Source organism: Desulfobacula sp., assembly GCF_030611305.1.
Taxonomy (GTDB): domain Bacteria; phylum Desulfobacterota; class Desulfobacteria; order Desulfobacterales; family Desulfobacteraceae; genus Desulfobacula.
Map to the genome: position 1 here is coordinate 25,450 of NZ_JAUWQB010000029.1, position 14,094 is coordinate 39,543.

At 42.7% G+C, this 14,094-nt stretch carries 16 protein-coding genes; 13 read left to right on the forward strand and 3 right to left on the reverse strand.

Features of this window, described 5'->3' with window-relative positions:
• Positions 1–10: 10 nt before the first annotated feature.
• The 9 genes from QAI40_RS07690 (at position 11) to QAI40_RS07730 (ending at position 8,934) form a co-directional block, all read left to right on the forward strand.
• Positions 11–796, forward strand: a complete 786-nt coding sequence (locus tag QAI40_RS07690; protein WP_299980419.1) for an enoyl-CoA hydratase-related protein — start codon at positions 11–13, stop codon at positions 794–796.
• Between the two features lie 9 nt (positions 797–805).
• Positions 806–2,395 (forward strand): acyl-CoA carboxylase subunit beta, encoded by a 1,590-nt coding sequence (locus QAI40_RS07695; protein WP_299980421.1) that lies wholly within the window; start codon positions 806–808, stop codon positions 2,393–2,395.
• A 24-nt stretch (positions 2,396–2,419) separates the two neighbouring features.
• Entirely contained in the window at positions 2,420–3,544 is a 1,125-nt protein-coding gene (locus QAI40_RS07700) for a pyruvate carboxyltransferase (RefSeq protein WP_299980423.1), read from the forward strand.
• 18 nt (positions 3,545–3,562) lie between these two features.
• A complete protein-coding gene (locus tag QAI40_RS07705) occupies positions 3,563–4,198 on the forward strand; it encodes a helix-turn-helix domain-containing protein (RefSeq protein WP_299980425.1) in 636 nt (211 codons plus the stop codon).
• An 11-nt stretch (positions 4,199–4,209) separates the two neighbouring features.
• Positions 4,210–6,159, forward strand: coding sequence for an acetoacetate--CoA ligase (locus tag QAI40_RS07710; RefSeq protein WP_299980427.1), 1,950 nt, complete (start codon positions 4,210–4,212; stop codon positions 6,157–6,159).
• Between the two features lie 94 nt (positions 6,160–6,253).
• Positions 6,254–7,090 carry a class I SAM-dependent methyltransferase gene (locus tag QAI40_RS07715; RefSeq protein ID WP_299980430.1) on the forward strand — a complete coding sequence of 279 codons (837 nt, stop codon included), beginning with the start codon at positions 6,254–6,256 and terminating at the stop codon, positions 7,088–7,090.
• Positions 7,091–7,136: 46 nt separating this feature from the next.
• Complete coding sequence (locus QAI40_RS07720; RefSeq protein WP_299980432.1) at positions 7,137–7,547, forward strand: hypothetical protein; 411 nt, start codon at positions 7,137–7,139, stop codon at positions 7,545–7,547.
• Between the two features lie 31 nt (positions 7,548–7,578).
• On the forward strand, positions 7,579–8,085 hold the full coding sequence (locus QAI40_RS07725; RefSeq protein ID WP_299980434.1) for a ferritin: 507 nt from the start codon (positions 7,579–7,581) through the stop codon (positions 8,083–8,085).
• A 45-nt stretch (positions 8,086–8,130) separates the two neighbouring features.
• On the forward strand, positions 8,131–8,934 hold the full coding sequence (locus QAI40_RS07730; RefSeq protein WP_299980436.1) for an RNA methyltransferase: 804 nt from the start codon (positions 8,131–8,133) through the stop codon (positions 8,932–8,934).
• Here the strand turns inward: QAI40_RS07730 and QAI40_RS07735 are convergent.
• On the reverse strand, positions 8,904–9,146 hold the full coding sequence (locus QAI40_RS07735; RefSeq protein WP_291348455.1) for an RNA-binding S4 domain-containing protein: 243 nt from the start codon (positions 9,144–9,146) through the stop codon (positions 8,904–8,906). The two genes, QAI40_RS07730 and QAI40_RS07735, sit on opposite strands and share 31 nt — an antisense overlap.
• A gap of 101 nt (positions 9,147–9,247) precedes the next feature.
• Between QAI40_RS07735 and QAI40_RS07740 the strand changes: the two genes are divergently transcribed.
• Positions 9,248–10,279 (forward strand): FAD:protein FMN transferase, encoded by a 1,032-nt coding sequence (locus tag QAI40_RS07740; RefSeq protein ID WP_299980441.1) that lies wholly within the window; start codon positions 9,248–9,250, stop codon positions 10,277–10,279.
• A 4-nt stretch (positions 10,280–10,283) separates the two neighbouring features.
• Here QAI40_RS07740 and QAI40_RS07745 read toward each other — a convergent pair whose 3' ends face one another.
• Both QAI40_RS07745 and QAI40_RS07750 read right to left on the reverse strand, forming a co-directional pair.
• Entirely contained in the window at positions 10,284–11,204 is a 921-nt protein-coding gene (locus QAI40_RS07745; RefSeq protein ID WP_299980443.1) for a TIGR01212 family radical SAM protein, read from the reverse strand.
• Positions 11,205–12,215 (reverse strand): integron integrase, encoded by a 1,011-nt coding sequence (locus QAI40_RS07750; protein WP_299980445.1) that lies wholly within the window; start codon positions 12,213–12,215, stop codon positions 11,205–11,207. It lies immediately after the preceding gene.
• 125 nt (positions 12,216–12,340) lie between these two features.
• Between QAI40_RS07750 and QAI40_RS07755 the strand changes: the two genes are divergently transcribed.
• The 3 genes from QAI40_RS07755 (at position 12,341) to QAI40_RS07765 (ending at position 13,978) form a co-directional block, all read left to right on the forward strand.
• The gene (locus QAI40_RS07755) at positions 12,341–12,706 is read left to right on the forward strand and encodes a cell division protein ZapB (RefSeq protein ID WP_299980447.1); all 366 of its coding nucleotides are present in this window, start codon (positions 12,341–12,343) and stop codon (positions 12,704–12,706) included.
• A 99-nt stretch (positions 12,707–12,805) separates the two neighbouring features.
• Positions 12,806–13,123 (forward strand): hypothetical protein, encoded by a 318-nt coding sequence (locus QAI40_RS07760; RefSeq protein WP_299980449.1) that lies wholly within the window; start codon positions 12,806–12,808, stop codon positions 13,121–13,123.
• A 159-nt stretch (positions 13,124–13,282) separates the two neighbouring features.
• Complete coding sequence (locus tag QAI40_RS07765; protein ID WP_299980451.1) at positions 13,283–13,978, forward strand: hypothetical protein; 696 nt, start codon at positions 13,283–13,285, stop codon at positions 13,976–13,978.
• Positions 13,979–14,094: the final 116 nt, after the last annotated feature.

Genomic DNA, 14,094 nt, shown 5'->3' on the forward strand with positions numbered 1-14,094 from the left:
GGAGAACATTATGAGCACAAACGATCTTCTGTTAGTTGAAGAAAAAAGACAGGCTGTCATCCTGACCATGAACAGACCAAAAGTGATGAACTGCCTGAATTTTGATCTTTTATATGCCATCAGAGACAAAATTGATGATCTTCAATACAGAAACGATATCCGAACAGTCATTATTACCGGCGCGGGTGAGAAATCATTCTGTGCAGGCGCTGATTTAAAAGAGAGAGTTTCTCTGACCCCGGATGAGGTAAAAAAATTTATTATCACCATCAGAAACCTTTTGACATCTATCCAGAATCTTCCCATACCGGTAATTTCGGCCGTGAATGGAATTGCACTGGGCGGCGGCACTGAAGTGGCTCTGGCATCCGATATTCGCATTGCCTCTGAAAATGCAAGCATGGGACTGACAGAAGCAAGGCTTGCCATCATCCCCGGAGGCGGCGGTACCCAGCGACTGCCGAGAATCATTGGAGTAGCAAAAGCCAAGGAACTGATCTTTACGGGCAAGCGTGTTAACGCAAAAGAAGCCCTTGATATCGGTCTTGTTAACAAGGTCACAACGCCTGAAACCCTTTTGGAAGACTGCATGGAAATGGCAGACATGATTGCCGAAACCGGCCCCATTGCCGTTGAGATGGCTAAATACGCCATCGATAAAGGCATTGAAACCGACCTTGCCACAGGGCTTGCCATTGAATCCAATGCATACAGGGTAACCATACCCACTGAGGATAGAATCGAAGGCCTGACCGCTTTTAAAGAAAAGAGAAAACCTCGTTACAAAGGGAGATAAAAAGAACCCATGACTGAAAATAAAAATTTTTGGAAGGCTGAAGAAAAAAAACTTGAAGAACGCCAACAGGAAGCGATCGGATCCGGCGGCCAAAAAGCTATAGATACACTTGCCAAAAGAGGCAAACGTCCTGTAAGAGATTTAATAGCAGACCTGATTGATCCCGGCACCCAATTTTTTGAACTCTCTGTGCTGGCAGGGTTCGGCATGAATTATCCCGGTGTTGAAGATGTCCATTGTGCAGGCATCGTTACGGGCATTGGAAAAATTCATGGCAACTGGACCATGATCATGGGCAGTGACAGCCGGGTAAAAGCAGGCACTTATTTTCCCATCACATTAAAAAAACACATGAGAGCCCAGGCCATTGCGGAAAAATGCGGCCTCAACTGCGTCTATATTGCTGATTCAGGAGGGGTTTTCCTACCCATGCAGGCAGATGTGTTCCCCGATGATCAGCATTTTGGATCCATCTTTTATAATATGGCCAGGATGTCAGCCATGGGGCTTCGCCAGGTGACCTTAAGTACGGGCGGAAATACGGCAGGCGGTGCGTATATTGTTTTCATGGCCTGTGAATCCATCATGATTGACAAGCAGTCTTTTTCATTTCTTGGCGGCCCTCCCCTCGTAAAAATGGCCACAGGAGAAGAGATCTCTGCAGAAAACTTAGGAGGTGCAAAGGTTCATACTGAAATTTCCGGCGGAGCAGACCATATTTGCCAGGACCAGGATCAGGCCATTGCCAGGTTAAGGCAGCTTCTTTCCCTGACAAAACCCCAGAAAACCCATGTTCACACCTATGAAAGCCGTGAGCCCGAACTTGCTCCTGAATCCATATATGATGTCATGCCCATATCCCCTCATAAAGGGATTAACGGCAAAAAAATCATTGCAGCCATTGCAGATGAATCCGAATTTATTGAACATAAGAAAAATTTTGCGCCGGGCCGGGGTACTAATATCCTGACCGGAAAAATCAGGATCAAGGGACTGCCCATCGGAGTTGTCTGTTCCAATGCAGCAGGAATAATCTTTCATGAAGCTGCCAAAAAAGTGACTGAATGGGTAGTCAGGTGTTCCTATGAAAAAATCCCACTCCTCTTTATCCAGAGTTCACCCGGATATATGATTGGTTCTGATTCTGAACATGCGGGTATTGGAAAATACGGAGCCGACATGGTCCGCGCTGTCTCCTGTGCCCAGGTACCAAGGATTCAGCTGGTTATCGGACCGGATAACGGGGCGGCCAATTACGGTATGTGCGGAAGAGCTTACAAACCCAACTTTCTGTTTTCAACAATGAGAGCCAGGACCGGGGTTATGAGCGGGAGAAGTGCAGGTGGTGTTCTTTTAAGCATTGAGCAGGCAAAACGAAAAGCCATGGGCAACCCCATGACGCCTGAAGAAATAAATGAATTCCAGCAGAAAATGATTGATAAATATGATGGTGAAGCCCATCCATTTTTCTGTGCTTCACGGCTTTTAAACGACCGGGTCATCAAATTTTCCGAAATCCGTGAATGGCTCGCCATGGCCTTTGAGGTCAGTCTTGTCAACCCCATTGGGGAAGCAACATTTGGAAATTTCAGATTTTAAAAATATAATTTAAGGAGAAAATCAATGACAGAATATGATTATTGGAAAATCTTTCCAAGGATGCCCAAAAAGGTAACCCTTGGGGATATTACAATCCGTGACGGATTCCAGCATCTTGAAAAATTTATCTCAACTCCTGCAAAAATCACCTATCTGGAAGAATTGATTTTTGCAGGATGCCGCAACATTGAAGTCACTAATCTGGGAAATCCGAGAAGTATGCCCCAGTTCAGTGATGCTGAAGAACTTTTAGCCCATCTGAGAGGTGATAATTTTATCAACCGGGCGGCCAAAAAAGGCATTAACATGGATGATGTGGTCTTGACCGCCATTACCATCCGGGAGGCTTCCGTTGACCGGGCCATTGAACTTAAAAAAAGAGGCGTAGGCCCGGACAGGGTATTGATGATGGTCTCCACGGAAGAAGAACATCATTTTGCCAATTCAGGAACCACCCTTCCAAATTACTTTGCAGAAGCTGAAAGATGTATAAAAAAATGTGCGGACGCCGGCATTAAAATGTGCGGTACGGTCAGTACCATCTGGGGTAGCCCCATTGGCGGTGCCACTGAACTAAAGGATGCTGTGGAATTCACCAAATACTGGCTTTCCATCGGGGCCAGTGACATTGAGCATGCTGATCATGACGGGTCTGCATCTGCTGCAGACGTTTACCGGTATTTTTCCATGATCCTTGATGAAATCCCGGATACAAGTCTTCACATCGCCCATTTTCATGAAACAAAAAGAGTGGCTGCAGCCTCGGTTCTTGCAGCTCTCCAGGCGGGCATCTGCCATTTTGAAGCAACCCTTGGCGGTCTTGGCGGACAGCCGGCCAACTTCCTGGGCGACAGGCCCATCAAAGGCACAGGGGATTATTATTATGATGATGCAAGATATGTGGGCCTGGTCTGTCTTGAAGATACACTTGTACAAATTGATGAAATGGGTATAGAACATGGATATGATGTTGACAGAATCCTGTGGCTTGGAAAACAGATGGAAAAAACTGTTGGCACAAGATTAAGAAGTGAGGCTATGATCAACGGCAGAACCCTTAAGGAAGGCCATATGCAGTATGCCAGACCCGGACTTGCAAAAATTAAGAAAAAACTGGGTGAATCGCCGGATCAAAGTTTTCCCGAATAATGATGACAAGGAGACATTATGGACGAACAAGACAAAATCCCTCATATCAATCTAGATTATTTTGAAGATCTCACCGGAAATATAAAAAATGGTGAGAAAGGTGATGTGGATGAAGTGGGAAAACGCATCAAACTGGTGAGAGAAGAAAGGGGTATTTCCATTGAGAATCTTTCCGATCTGACTGGATTTGACGTTTCCCGGCTTCAGGACATTGAAAGCGGCAGGATAAAACCCCAGCTCGGAACCGTGATGAAACTTTCAAAGGCTCTGGATTCTGCTGTGGGCCGCCTGGTATCAGACATGGGAACCAAGCTGTATGCCATTACAAGGAAAGATGAAAGGAAACAGATTTCCCGTTCCTCTTCAAAAACCGGCAAGCAGAATGTTTATTCTTACATGAGCCTTGCCCCTGAAGTCCAGGGCCGTCACATGGAAGCCCTGATCGTACAATTGGAAAAAAGCAAAGACAAAGAAATATCCGTCCATGACGGGGAAGAATTTGTTTTTGTTCTTAATGGTGTTGTCAACCTGACCATTGGAAAAGACACTTATGATCTTGAACCTGGCGACAGCGCCTACTACCTGTCCACAACTTCCCATTTTATTACTGCAAAAACCGAAAAAGCGACCATACTTGCTGTCCTGTATGAATAAGGAGATAAAAAATGCCAAAACTTTTGTGGCAGCCGTCTGAGAAGAGAATAAAAAGTACCAACATGTATCGTTTCATGAATCTTGTGAATGAAAAATTTAGCAAAGATTTTAAAGAATATGCATCTCTGTGGGAGTGGTCCGTGGATAATCTTGAGGATTTCTGGGCAACCGCCTGGGATTTTCTTGATATCAAGGCCTCCCGGTCCTATGAAAAGGCCATTGATGATCCGACCAAAATGCCGGGGGCAAAATTCTTTGTCAATTCCAAACTTAATTTTGCCGAAAACCTTTTACAATTTAAAAATGACAATCTGGCTATAATTTTCAGGGGGGAGGATTCCGTTAGAAAAACCCTGACCTATAAACAACTTTATGATGAAGTGACAAAAACAGCCGCCGCTTTAAAAGCACTTGGCATAGAAAAAGGCGACCGGGTAGTTGGATTTGTCCCCAATATGCCCGAAAGCATCATCGCAATGCTGGCCGCCACAAGTCTTGGTGCCATCTGGTCTTCCTGCTCACCGGATTTTGGGATCAAAGGGGTTCTGGACAGATTCGGTCAAACCCGGCCCAAAGTATTGTTTACGGCTGACGGATATTTTTTTAAAGGCAAACCCCTGGACAGCATTGAAAAAATCGCCGGCATTGTCAAAGAGATTCCTTCCATAGAAAAAATTGTTGTGATCCCCTATGTATCTGAGGAACCCGACATTAGTTCCCTGCCAAATGCAGTGCTATTCAAGGATTTTAAAGATCCTGATGCCACCCAAATTGAATTCGAGCAGATGGATTTTGATGATCCGCTTTATATCATGTATTCTTCCGGGACAACCGGACTTCCCAAATGTATGGCACAGAGTGTGGGCGGAGTCCTTTTACACCAGAAAAAAGAACTGGTACTCCATACGGATCTGAAAGAAGAAGACACCATTTTCTATTTTACCACCTGCGGCTGGATGATGTGGAACTGGCTGACCGCGTCCTTGAGTGTGGGGGCAACCCTTGTTCTTTTTGACGGCAATCCCTTCCACCCCGGCCCTGATGCTTTGTGGAAAATGGCAGAGGATGAAAAAATAACGGTTTTCGGCACCAGCGCAGGATATATTGAAGCTTTGAAAACCGCAGGGGTTAAACCCGGAAAACAATATGACCTGTCAGCCTTAAAATCGGTTCTTTCAACCGGCTCACCCTTATCAGATGAAAACTTTGAATATATATACAATGAAGTGAAAGAGGACCTCCAGCTTGCTTCCATATCCGGTGGATCAGATCTCAACGGCTGTTTTGCTCTGGGCAATCCAATCGGCCCTGTGTATACCGGAGAACTCCAGTGCCGCGGCCTTGGCATGAAGGTCTATGCCTATGATGAAAGCGGCAAACCCGTAGTGGGACAACAGGCTGAACTTGTCTGTGCCGCTCCCTTCCCGTCCATGCCTATCTTTTTCTGGGGGGACGAAGACGGTTCCAAGTATCATTCCGCCTATTTTGACGAGTATCCGGGGATCTGGACCCATGGGGATTTTATCATGGTAACCGAACGAGGCGGCGTGATCATGTTCGGCAGATCAGATGCCACACTCAACCCTGGCGGTGTGAGGATCGGTACGGCTGAAATCTACCGCCGGCTTGATGCCATGGAAGAACTTGAAGACTCTGTTATTGTGGGGCAATCCTGGAACAATGATGTCAGGGTCATTCTCTTTGTCAAAATGGCCAAAGGATTTGAGCTTGACGATGTGCTAAAAAACACAATAAAGTCAGAGATAAGAGCCAATGCCTCCCCAAGACATGTTCCGGCTAAAATCATTGAATGCCCGGATGTTCCCTACACATTAAACATGAAAAAGGTTGAGCTGGCCGTTAAAAAAATGATCGAAGGAAAAGAAGTAAAAAACAAGGATGCATTAAAGAATCCTGAATCCCTTAATTTTTTTGGCAGTCTTAAAGAACTTAAATCATAATTTTCCCAAACAAAAGCCCCCTTTGGATTTGTCGTAAACTCATCCTAAGGGGGTACTAATAAAAACTCTCTTCTAAAATACCAAAGTATTTATTATGGAATTAGAAATAAAAAATCACTATAATTCAGACAATCTGACTCAAAATATTAAAGCCGCATTAATCAAAGCAGACAAAGACCTTTCAAATCTTGAATTAAAAGATCTTTCCCCCATTGATCAGATCCATACCGGTGGAGCACGGTCCAGCATTGAGCTGTTCAAAAAAGTAAACATCTCCCCTGATGCAAAGGTCCTTGATGCCGGATGCGGTATAGGGGGGTCTACAAGACTGCTTGCCAAACAATTTAACTGCAGGGTTATCGGCGTTGATCTGGCAGACAAGTTTATCGAAGCGGCAACCTTTTTAACCCAATGTACCCGCCTTGAAACCCTTGTTTCTTTTCAACAGGGTTCCGTTCTTGACCTGCCCTTTGAAAACAATTCATTTGATGCCGTCTTATGCCAGCATATTTTAATGAATATTGAAGACAAGCCCGCAGCAGTCAAAGAATTTTTCAGGGTATTAAAACCTGGTGGAACGCTGATGTTACATGAAATAGCAAAGGGTGAAAACGATCCCCTTCTTCTTCCCGTTCCCTGGGCAGACAAGTCCTCCATATCATTTCTTGAATCCTGGAATGCCATGTCCCACATTTTTAAAGAACACGGGTTTGAAATAGAATCCTTTTCAGATCAAACCTCTAGTGCATGCACGGGGTGGGAAAAATTTAATGCTATCTCCAAAAAAAGACCTCCCCAACCCAACGCTCTGGGTCTCGGTATCATTTTTGGCAGTAATGCAAAATCTTTCGGCAAAAACATGTATGCAAACTTTAAAAATAATTCAATTTGTCTTGTTGAAGCTGTTCTAAAAAAAGGCTATGATACATAAATCTTATTTTTTATCATTAAACGACTTAAAGAAAAGGGATACAAAAATGAAATGTTTTAAAATTACCCTCGTAATTTCTTTTGGACTTTTTTTTCTGGCAGGTTGCAACACAGTAGGGGTTGGCATTCAGATACCGGGAGCACCAGTTCATCAAACAAAATACCATAAACCGGGACCTCCCCCCCATGCTCCGGCCCATGGATACCGTCATAAACACCGTCACGGCCATAACCTTGAATATCGCTCGGGAATAGGGGCTTACGTTGTTGTAAATGTACCGGAAACCTACTTTGGCAATAACCTGTATATCAGGATGTCAACCGATGGGAGATGGATGGTATCGGCAAGGCTTGAACAAGGATGGCGTGTTGCTGTCGGCAATGAAGTGCCTTATAAATTAAAGGAATATAAAAAAAAGAAACATAAAAAGAAAAAAAAGAAAAAATATTATGATTAAAACTTTTTAAAAAAACAAAGGAGGAAATCATATGATTTCACAAAAACTACAAGATGCAATTAATTACCAGATAAACCGAGAATTATTTTCAGAATATTATTATCTTTCCATGGCATCATATTTTAATTCAACAGGCTTAAGCGGGTTTGAAAACTTTTTTCTTATCCAGGTGGAAGAAGAAAGATTTCATGCCATGAAAATGTATAATTTTATAAATGAAAGAGGGGGAAGGGTCTTTTTAAAAGCGATTGAAGCACCGAAAACAAAATTTGAATCCGCTTTGGAAGTCTTTGAACTGGCCTACGAACATGAAAAACTGGTTTCAAAACTCATCAATGACCTGATGGATCTTGCCATTAAGGAAAATGATCATGCTGCCAAAAACCATCTGAACTGGTTTGTGGATGAACAGGTGGAAGAAGAAGCATCCATGGATACCATTGTAAACAAATTAAAACTGATTGGCAGTGAAGGGCATGGCCTTCTCATGCTGGATAATGAACTTGCCCAGCGGGTATTTACCCCACCCTCAAAATAAAACGATTCAATTTTTTAAAACTATAACCGGGCTGATCTCCATAAAATGGATACGTTTGGATTTACAAAAAAAAAGCTGCTATCACTTTGCCTCGAAAACCAAAACAAGCATATTATCAACTGGTTATCCGGCTTTTATCAGAAGTTAATCACCAATCGTATCAACCGGGCCTCTTTAGATCTCTTTACACACCAGTATAACGAAATCCTTAACTGGACAGGAATGAATCCTTTTGTTAAACCAAATTCCAACACTACAAGAGTGTGGATTGAAACGATTTCCGACAGAATTCACTATCACCGGGCTGCCACAGGCAGCATAGTCCGTGACCATGATTTATTTGAAAAAGTTCAAATAAATGATTTGCCCCTTTCTTATAATCAAACTGATTTTCATTGTCACGTGGCCCTGGATGGTTTAAGAAGCCTTTTCAATGTAGGTTCTATTTTCAGGACCTGTGAAGCGGCCGGGTTTAAATCCGTTATTCTCGGGAACACTTTAGGGAAAGAACATCCGGGTGTCCAAAAAACTGCCATGGGCGCTCATAAATGGGTTGAACAGGAAAAATCAACTGATCTTGCCCAAACCCTGCTTACAAAAAAGAAAAAAGGATTCCAGATCATTGGGGTTGAGACCATTGAAGGTGCCCGTCCTTTTTATGACATTGCATGGAAGAAGAAAACCATTATTGTATTCGGAAATGAAGAATATGGGATCTCATCACATGTCATGGAAACATGTGACGACTTTACTCATATTCCAATGTTTGGCAGAAAAAATTCCATTAATGTTGCCAACGCAGCCTCTGTTATCTGCTTTCAGGTTGCAAGATCATTGTGTGTCAAGTAACTTTGTATTTCAAGGACAAGACCGCCTGTTTCGATTGTATCCCCGGGATATATTTTTTTTCGTTTTCGTGTTTCAATGCTCCCATTCACTTTTACAAAACCATCCACAATCATAAATTTCGCTTCCCCGCCGCTTGAAGCAAGATTTTCAAATTTTAAAATTTTATAAAGTTCAACAGGTACCTTTTTTATCTTAACAATTCTTTTTTCCATTTTCCATCTATTAACAGATATGATCTGATCCCTCAACAAAGGATCTTGCATTATAGACAAAATATTTATAATAAATGAAAAACAATGCAAGGATTGAATAAATGAAACTTTTAAAAATCATCATTTTTTACCTTTTTTTCTTTTTTCTTATTTTTCATTCAACAGGAATTGCTTCTAATCCCGGCAGACTATACACAATTTCAGGCAAGACTATGGGTACTTTTTACACCATAAAATTCATCTCAAGCAGGAAACAGCCCCTGTCATTGTGGAAGATCAAGGTGGATACCCGCCTAAGGGAAGTGAACAAAAAACTTTCCATGTACGATTCTAAAAGTGAGCTTTCCCTTTTTAACCGTGAAGAAATTGGAAAATCTGTGAACATCTCTTCTGATTTTTTTGCGATCATGTTAACGGCCAGAAAATTATACCGAATGACGGATGGTTCCTGGGATGGAACGGTGAAACCCCTGGTTGACCTCTGGGGATTTGGAACAAAAAAAAGAGCAAACCAAATTCCTGAGGCAGACAAAATAACCATGGCATTATCAAAAACCGGGTTTAACCACATAGACATCAAAGGACCACACAGTATTCGTAAAAAAGCGAATATCACCCTTGATCTTGGTTCCATTGCAAAAGGATATGGGGTGGACGCCATTGCAACACTTTTTACCTCATCCGGCATCCATGATATTCTTGTGGAAATAGGCGGAGAGCTTTATGCTTCAGGCAAAAACAAAAAAGGGGAATACTGGTCGGTAGGAATCAGCAGACCTGATAAACTATTTGCAAACCAGGACTTATATAAAGTTGTCCGCTTAAACAACCAGGCCCTTGCCACCAGTGGGAATTACAGGAATTTTTTTGAAATAAACGGGAAAACCTTCTCCCATATCATTGATCCCAAAACAGGGTTTCCGGTTGACAACCAGATCATCAGTGCATCTGTCATTTCAAAAGACTGTACTTTTGCCGATGGTCTTGCCACAGCCCTGATGGTAATGGATGTACAAAAGGCAATCAAGCTTGTGAACAGCCTCGAGCGAACAGAATGCCTGATCATCCAAAAAAAAGAGCAGAAACTTGTCAGCCACATGTCTGAAAAATTTGATGCTTTTGTTGTAAAATAACTGCTTATTCTCTGTATCGTTTACCCTGAAAAGAATCTCTGTTTTCAAGGGTATGCTGGATCATATTAAAGGTTTCCCTGTATCGGCCTGCCCACATGGGAGCCCTTAATTCATCAGAATGCGGATCTCCTGTAATTCTCTGGATAATCATCTCTTTTGGCAGAAATTCCAGAAAATCACAAACCATGTCCACATATTCTTCCTGTTCCATGGGGATATAATCACCGTTTTTCCACATTTTATCGAGAATCGTCCCCTTGATGACATAAAGAAGATGAATTTTCACCCCGTTAATTAAGCTGTCAGCCAATATTTTTGCAGTTTCAATCATCATGTTTTTGTCTTCACCCGGAAGCCCGAGAATAACATGGGCACAGATATTTATCCCCCTGCCCCGGGTTAAGCGAACCGCTTTTAAAAAATCTTTAAACGTATGCCCCCTGTTAATTATCGCCAGCGTTGCATCATGAACAGATTGAAGGCCATACTCAAGCCAGACCAGGTAATTTTTTGTATAGGACTCTATGAGATCAAGCTTTTGGGCATCAATACAGTCGGGCCGTGTTCCAATGGCCATTCCCACCATGCCCTCGCAGGAAAGTGCTTCATCATACATCTGTTTCATATTTTCGCAGCTGGTGTAGGTATTTGAATAGGATTGAAAATAGGCCAGAAATTTTTTAGCCTTATATTTTTTGATCATTCCGATTTTACCATTCTCGATCTGCTCCTTTATGGAAAGCCCTTTGGCAGACATACCGGAACCCGACCCCTTTGAATTGCAGTAAATGCACCCTTTCTTTGAAAGCAAACCATCCCTGTTGGGACATGACAGTCCTGCATCAACTGAAATTTTTTGTACCCTCCGGCCATACAATTGTCTTAAATAGGTATTATAGTCCGAATATCTCTTTTTTTTTTCCATTTAAATGCTATCCAGATTATCCAGTGGACTTCCCAGTGTTTCAAAATTCACACTCATCACATGCGTATAAATCATTGTTGTCCGCACGTCTGCATGCCCTAAGAGTTCCTGCACACGCCGGATATCCTTGCCGGCTTCCAGCATATGCGTTGCAAATGAATGGCGGAGGGTATGCGGACTCACCCGCTTATGAATACCCGCCTTTTTAGCAGCATTTGCCACTGCTTTCTGCAACCCGGTTTCATGGGCGTGGTGGCGGCGCACTTTTTGGGTTCTCGGATCTTTCGACCGATTTTTGGCAGGAAAAACCCATTGCCATATCAACGACTTTCCAGCTCCTGGATATTTCTTGGCCAGTGCCTGCGGCAGATATACATCTGCGCGTCCCTCAGCCAACTCCTGTTCAAAAAGCTTTTGAACCCCTTTTAGATGAAACCGCAAATCCTCCTGCAGGGTCTTTGGCAAAACCGTTGCCCTGTCTTTTTCACTCTTTCCGTCCCGTACAATAATATGATGATTTTCAAAATCTATATCCTTTACTCGAAGCCGGATACATTCCATCAACCGCAGACCGGCGCCGTACAAGAGCTTTGCCATTAACTCATGTGTCCCGCTAATATGTTGAAACAATTGGCTGACCTCTGACAGGTTCAGCACTGTCGGCAGTCTTTTCTGCTTTTTCGAACGGATGGCATCAATATAATCATTCAGCGGCATGTCTAAAACAAATTTATAAAGAAAAAGAATTGCATTAAGCGCCTGATTCTGTGTTGAAGCCGCCACATTTCTGTTAACCGCCAGGTGGCTTAAAAATCGTTCGATCTCTGGTTTTCCCATTTCCTGCGGGTGCCGGGTTCCATTAAAGCGGATATAATCCAATATCCATTTTGTATACGTTTGTTCTGTCCGGATTGCGTAATGATGATAACGCATTACTTCTCGGACTTGATCTAAAAGCTTGCCTGGTTTTGGACGGAATCTTTCCTTTACATGTTCTCTCTTATATGCCATTATATTATACCTTAAAAACTGTATTAAACACTTTAATATCATAGTATAAAGAGAATATATAGGGTTAATATACAGATTTTTTTCTGCTTAATATGATACGTTGTGCTTAAAAATAGGAGCTACCCATGGGTCTTTTAGACGGTTTTGAAAAACTAATTAACGAACACGGATCAGCCACTATTCTTAAAGAAAGAATATCCCTTGCCAACGACAAGTATTCTTTGCTTGAAAACAAGAACGAAATACTTAAAGAGCAAAATTCTGTTTTTGAGCAAAAGATCAAAATGCTTGAATCGGAGAACAACGCACTTAAGCTCAAGATGCAACAGACAGAACAATATGTATGCGACCATTGTGCTAGCCCATCTCTCAAAAGAACAGGTAGCAGGCCAGACCCTACGTTTGGAGATTTAGGAGTAAAACAAAAACTTTTCACCTGTAACAAATGTGGCAAAGAAAGTGCATTTACTCCAGAAAACAAAGACATATAGCACAACAGATCACTACAGCCGACCGGAAACAGCCCCGACGGCTGAGTTTAGCATTCGGCAGTGTACCAATGAGACTGTCGGCGCAAAAAAGGAGAAAAAATGAAAAAATTATTATTGATTGGTGTTGCGTTGTTGATAACTTCGCCAGTATTGGCGTGGAACGACAACAACGATGACTCATATAATAATGGGAATGAAGAATCATATTATGATCGAGAAGAAAGACAAAGGGAGACAGAAAGAAATAGAGAATATCCTTATGAAAGCAATACTGGCACACGTTATAAATACGATTTAAGTAATCCGGCAGACAAAATTATGTACGATGTTGACCCCGCTGCCCAAGTAATGGATAGTGTTAATCCCATGGTAGATATTGATAGAGATTTAGGCCAATACGGTGGTGGCGCAGAATAAAATGAGAGTTGGAGAAAATGAACTTGAATTCAATAAGCCAGGGAAGATCAAAAAACAAACATAACAAATTGTTTAAATCGCTGTGCAAAATACGCACAGCTCGGACAAGCAAAAAGCGGCTTGCCGTTTAACTCAGCGTTGGGCTTTAAAAAGGAAAAAATGGGCGCACAACTCCATGTAACAAAACTGGTCGCAGCACAACGTCAGCTTCGCGCAGCAATTCGCATGTTCTTTGCAGGCGAGGACGAGCTTGCGATTCATACCGTTGCTTCAGCTGCATATCGAATAATCTCCGATTTAAAAAAGAAGCGCGGCCGCGATGAGGTCGCAGACTACTACCTGACAACAATTTTCTATGTTGTCCGTGATTACCGGCGCGGCACACTACCGAAGTGGTTAACAGAAGACCCAGGGGCAATGAAATGGATTCAGGAAATGGCAGAGCAACTTCCGATTACTGCGTCGATGGAATTCGAGGATATCAGGGGGTCTGTTTCAAAAGAGACAGCAAGGGAATGGTGGCACAAAAGGAACAAGGCCTCAAATTTTCTTAAGCACGCGGAGTATGATGCAAAGGCACATATATCACTTCAAGAAATCGATAACTTGAACCTCATGGCGCGTGCTCTTGCCTCCTACTCAGACCTTGTTAAGGATGATTTTGGAGCAGAGGGAATCATCCTTTGGATCTACTTCAACATAGTTACTGAAACAAAGGAACAGCTACCAGAGAATTACCGAAAGATAGCAAACGATTTGGATGAGCATAATCCTGACGAGCAGTTGAGGCTCTGCTCATCATTTATTGTAAAATTGAACCAAAGGAACGCCCAATCGGGTAGCCGGGGGTTTTAATCCCCCAGCCCCCACAACACCCTGCATGCGGGTCCGCACAGGGCGTTTCACCAAGATTACCGGGCCGAGGCCGGGTAATGAATTTTCACCCACTGATCTTTGACAGATATTAACCC

Coding starts and splice junctions, on each gene's coding strand:
- QAI40_RS07690 (WP_299980419.1), top strand. CDS start 11: ATGAGCACAAACGATCTTCTGTTAGTTGAAGAAAAAAGACAGGCTGTC.
- QAI40_RS07695 (WP_299980421.1), top strand. CDS start 806: ATGACTGAAAATAAAAATTTTTGGAAGGCTGAAGAAAAAAAACTTGAA.
- QAI40_RS07700 (WP_299980423.1), top strand. CDS start 2,420: ATGACAGAATATGATTATTGGAAAATCTTTCCAAGGATGCCCAAAAAG.
- QAI40_RS07705 (WP_299980425.1), top strand. CDS start 3,563: ATGGACGAACAAGACAAAATCCCTCATATCAATCTAGATTATTTTGAA.
- QAI40_RS07710 (WP_299980427.1), top strand. CDS start 4,210: ATGCCAAAACTTTTGTGGCAGCCGTCTGAGAAGAGAATAAAAAGTACC.
- QAI40_RS07715 (WP_299980430.1), top strand. CDS start 6,254: ATGGAATTAGAAATAAAAAATCACTATAATTCAGACAATCTGACTCAA.
- QAI40_RS07720 (WP_299980432.1), top strand. CDS start 7,137: ATGAAATGTTTTAAAATTACCCTCGTAATTTCTTTTGGACTTTTTTTT.
- QAI40_RS07725 (WP_299980434.1), top strand. CDS start 7,579: ATGATTTCACAAAAACTACAAGATGCAATTAATTACCAGATAAACCGA.
- QAI40_RS07730 (WP_299980436.1), top strand. CDS start 8,131: ATGGATACGTTTGGATTTACAAAAAAAAAGCTGCTATCACTTTGCCTC.
- QAI40_RS07735 (WP_291348455.1), bottom strand. CDS start 9,146: ATGGAAAAAAGAATTGTTAAGATAAAAAAGGTACCTGTTGAACTTTAT.
- QAI40_RS07740 (WP_299980441.1), top strand. CDS start 9,248: ATGAAACTTTTAAAAATCATCATTTTTTACCTTTTTTTCTTTTTTCTT.
- QAI40_RS07745 (WP_299980443.1), bottom strand. CDS start 11,204: ATGGAAAAAAAAAAGAGATATTCGGACTATAATACCTATTTAAGACAA.
- QAI40_RS07750 (WP_299980445.1), bottom strand. CDS start 12,215: ATGGCATATAAGAGAGAACATGTAAAGGAAAGATTCCGTCCAAAACCA.
- QAI40_RS07755 (WP_299980447.1), top strand. CDS start 12,341: ATGGGTCTTTTAGACGGTTTTGAAAAACTAATTAACGAACACGGATCA.
- QAI40_RS07760 (WP_299980449.1), top strand. CDS start 12,806: ATGAAAAAATTATTATTGATTGGTGTTGCGTTGTTGATAACTTCGCCA.
- QAI40_RS07765 (WP_299980451.1), top strand. CDS start 13,283: ATGGGCGCACAACTCCATGTAACAAAACTGGTCGCAGCACAACGTCAG.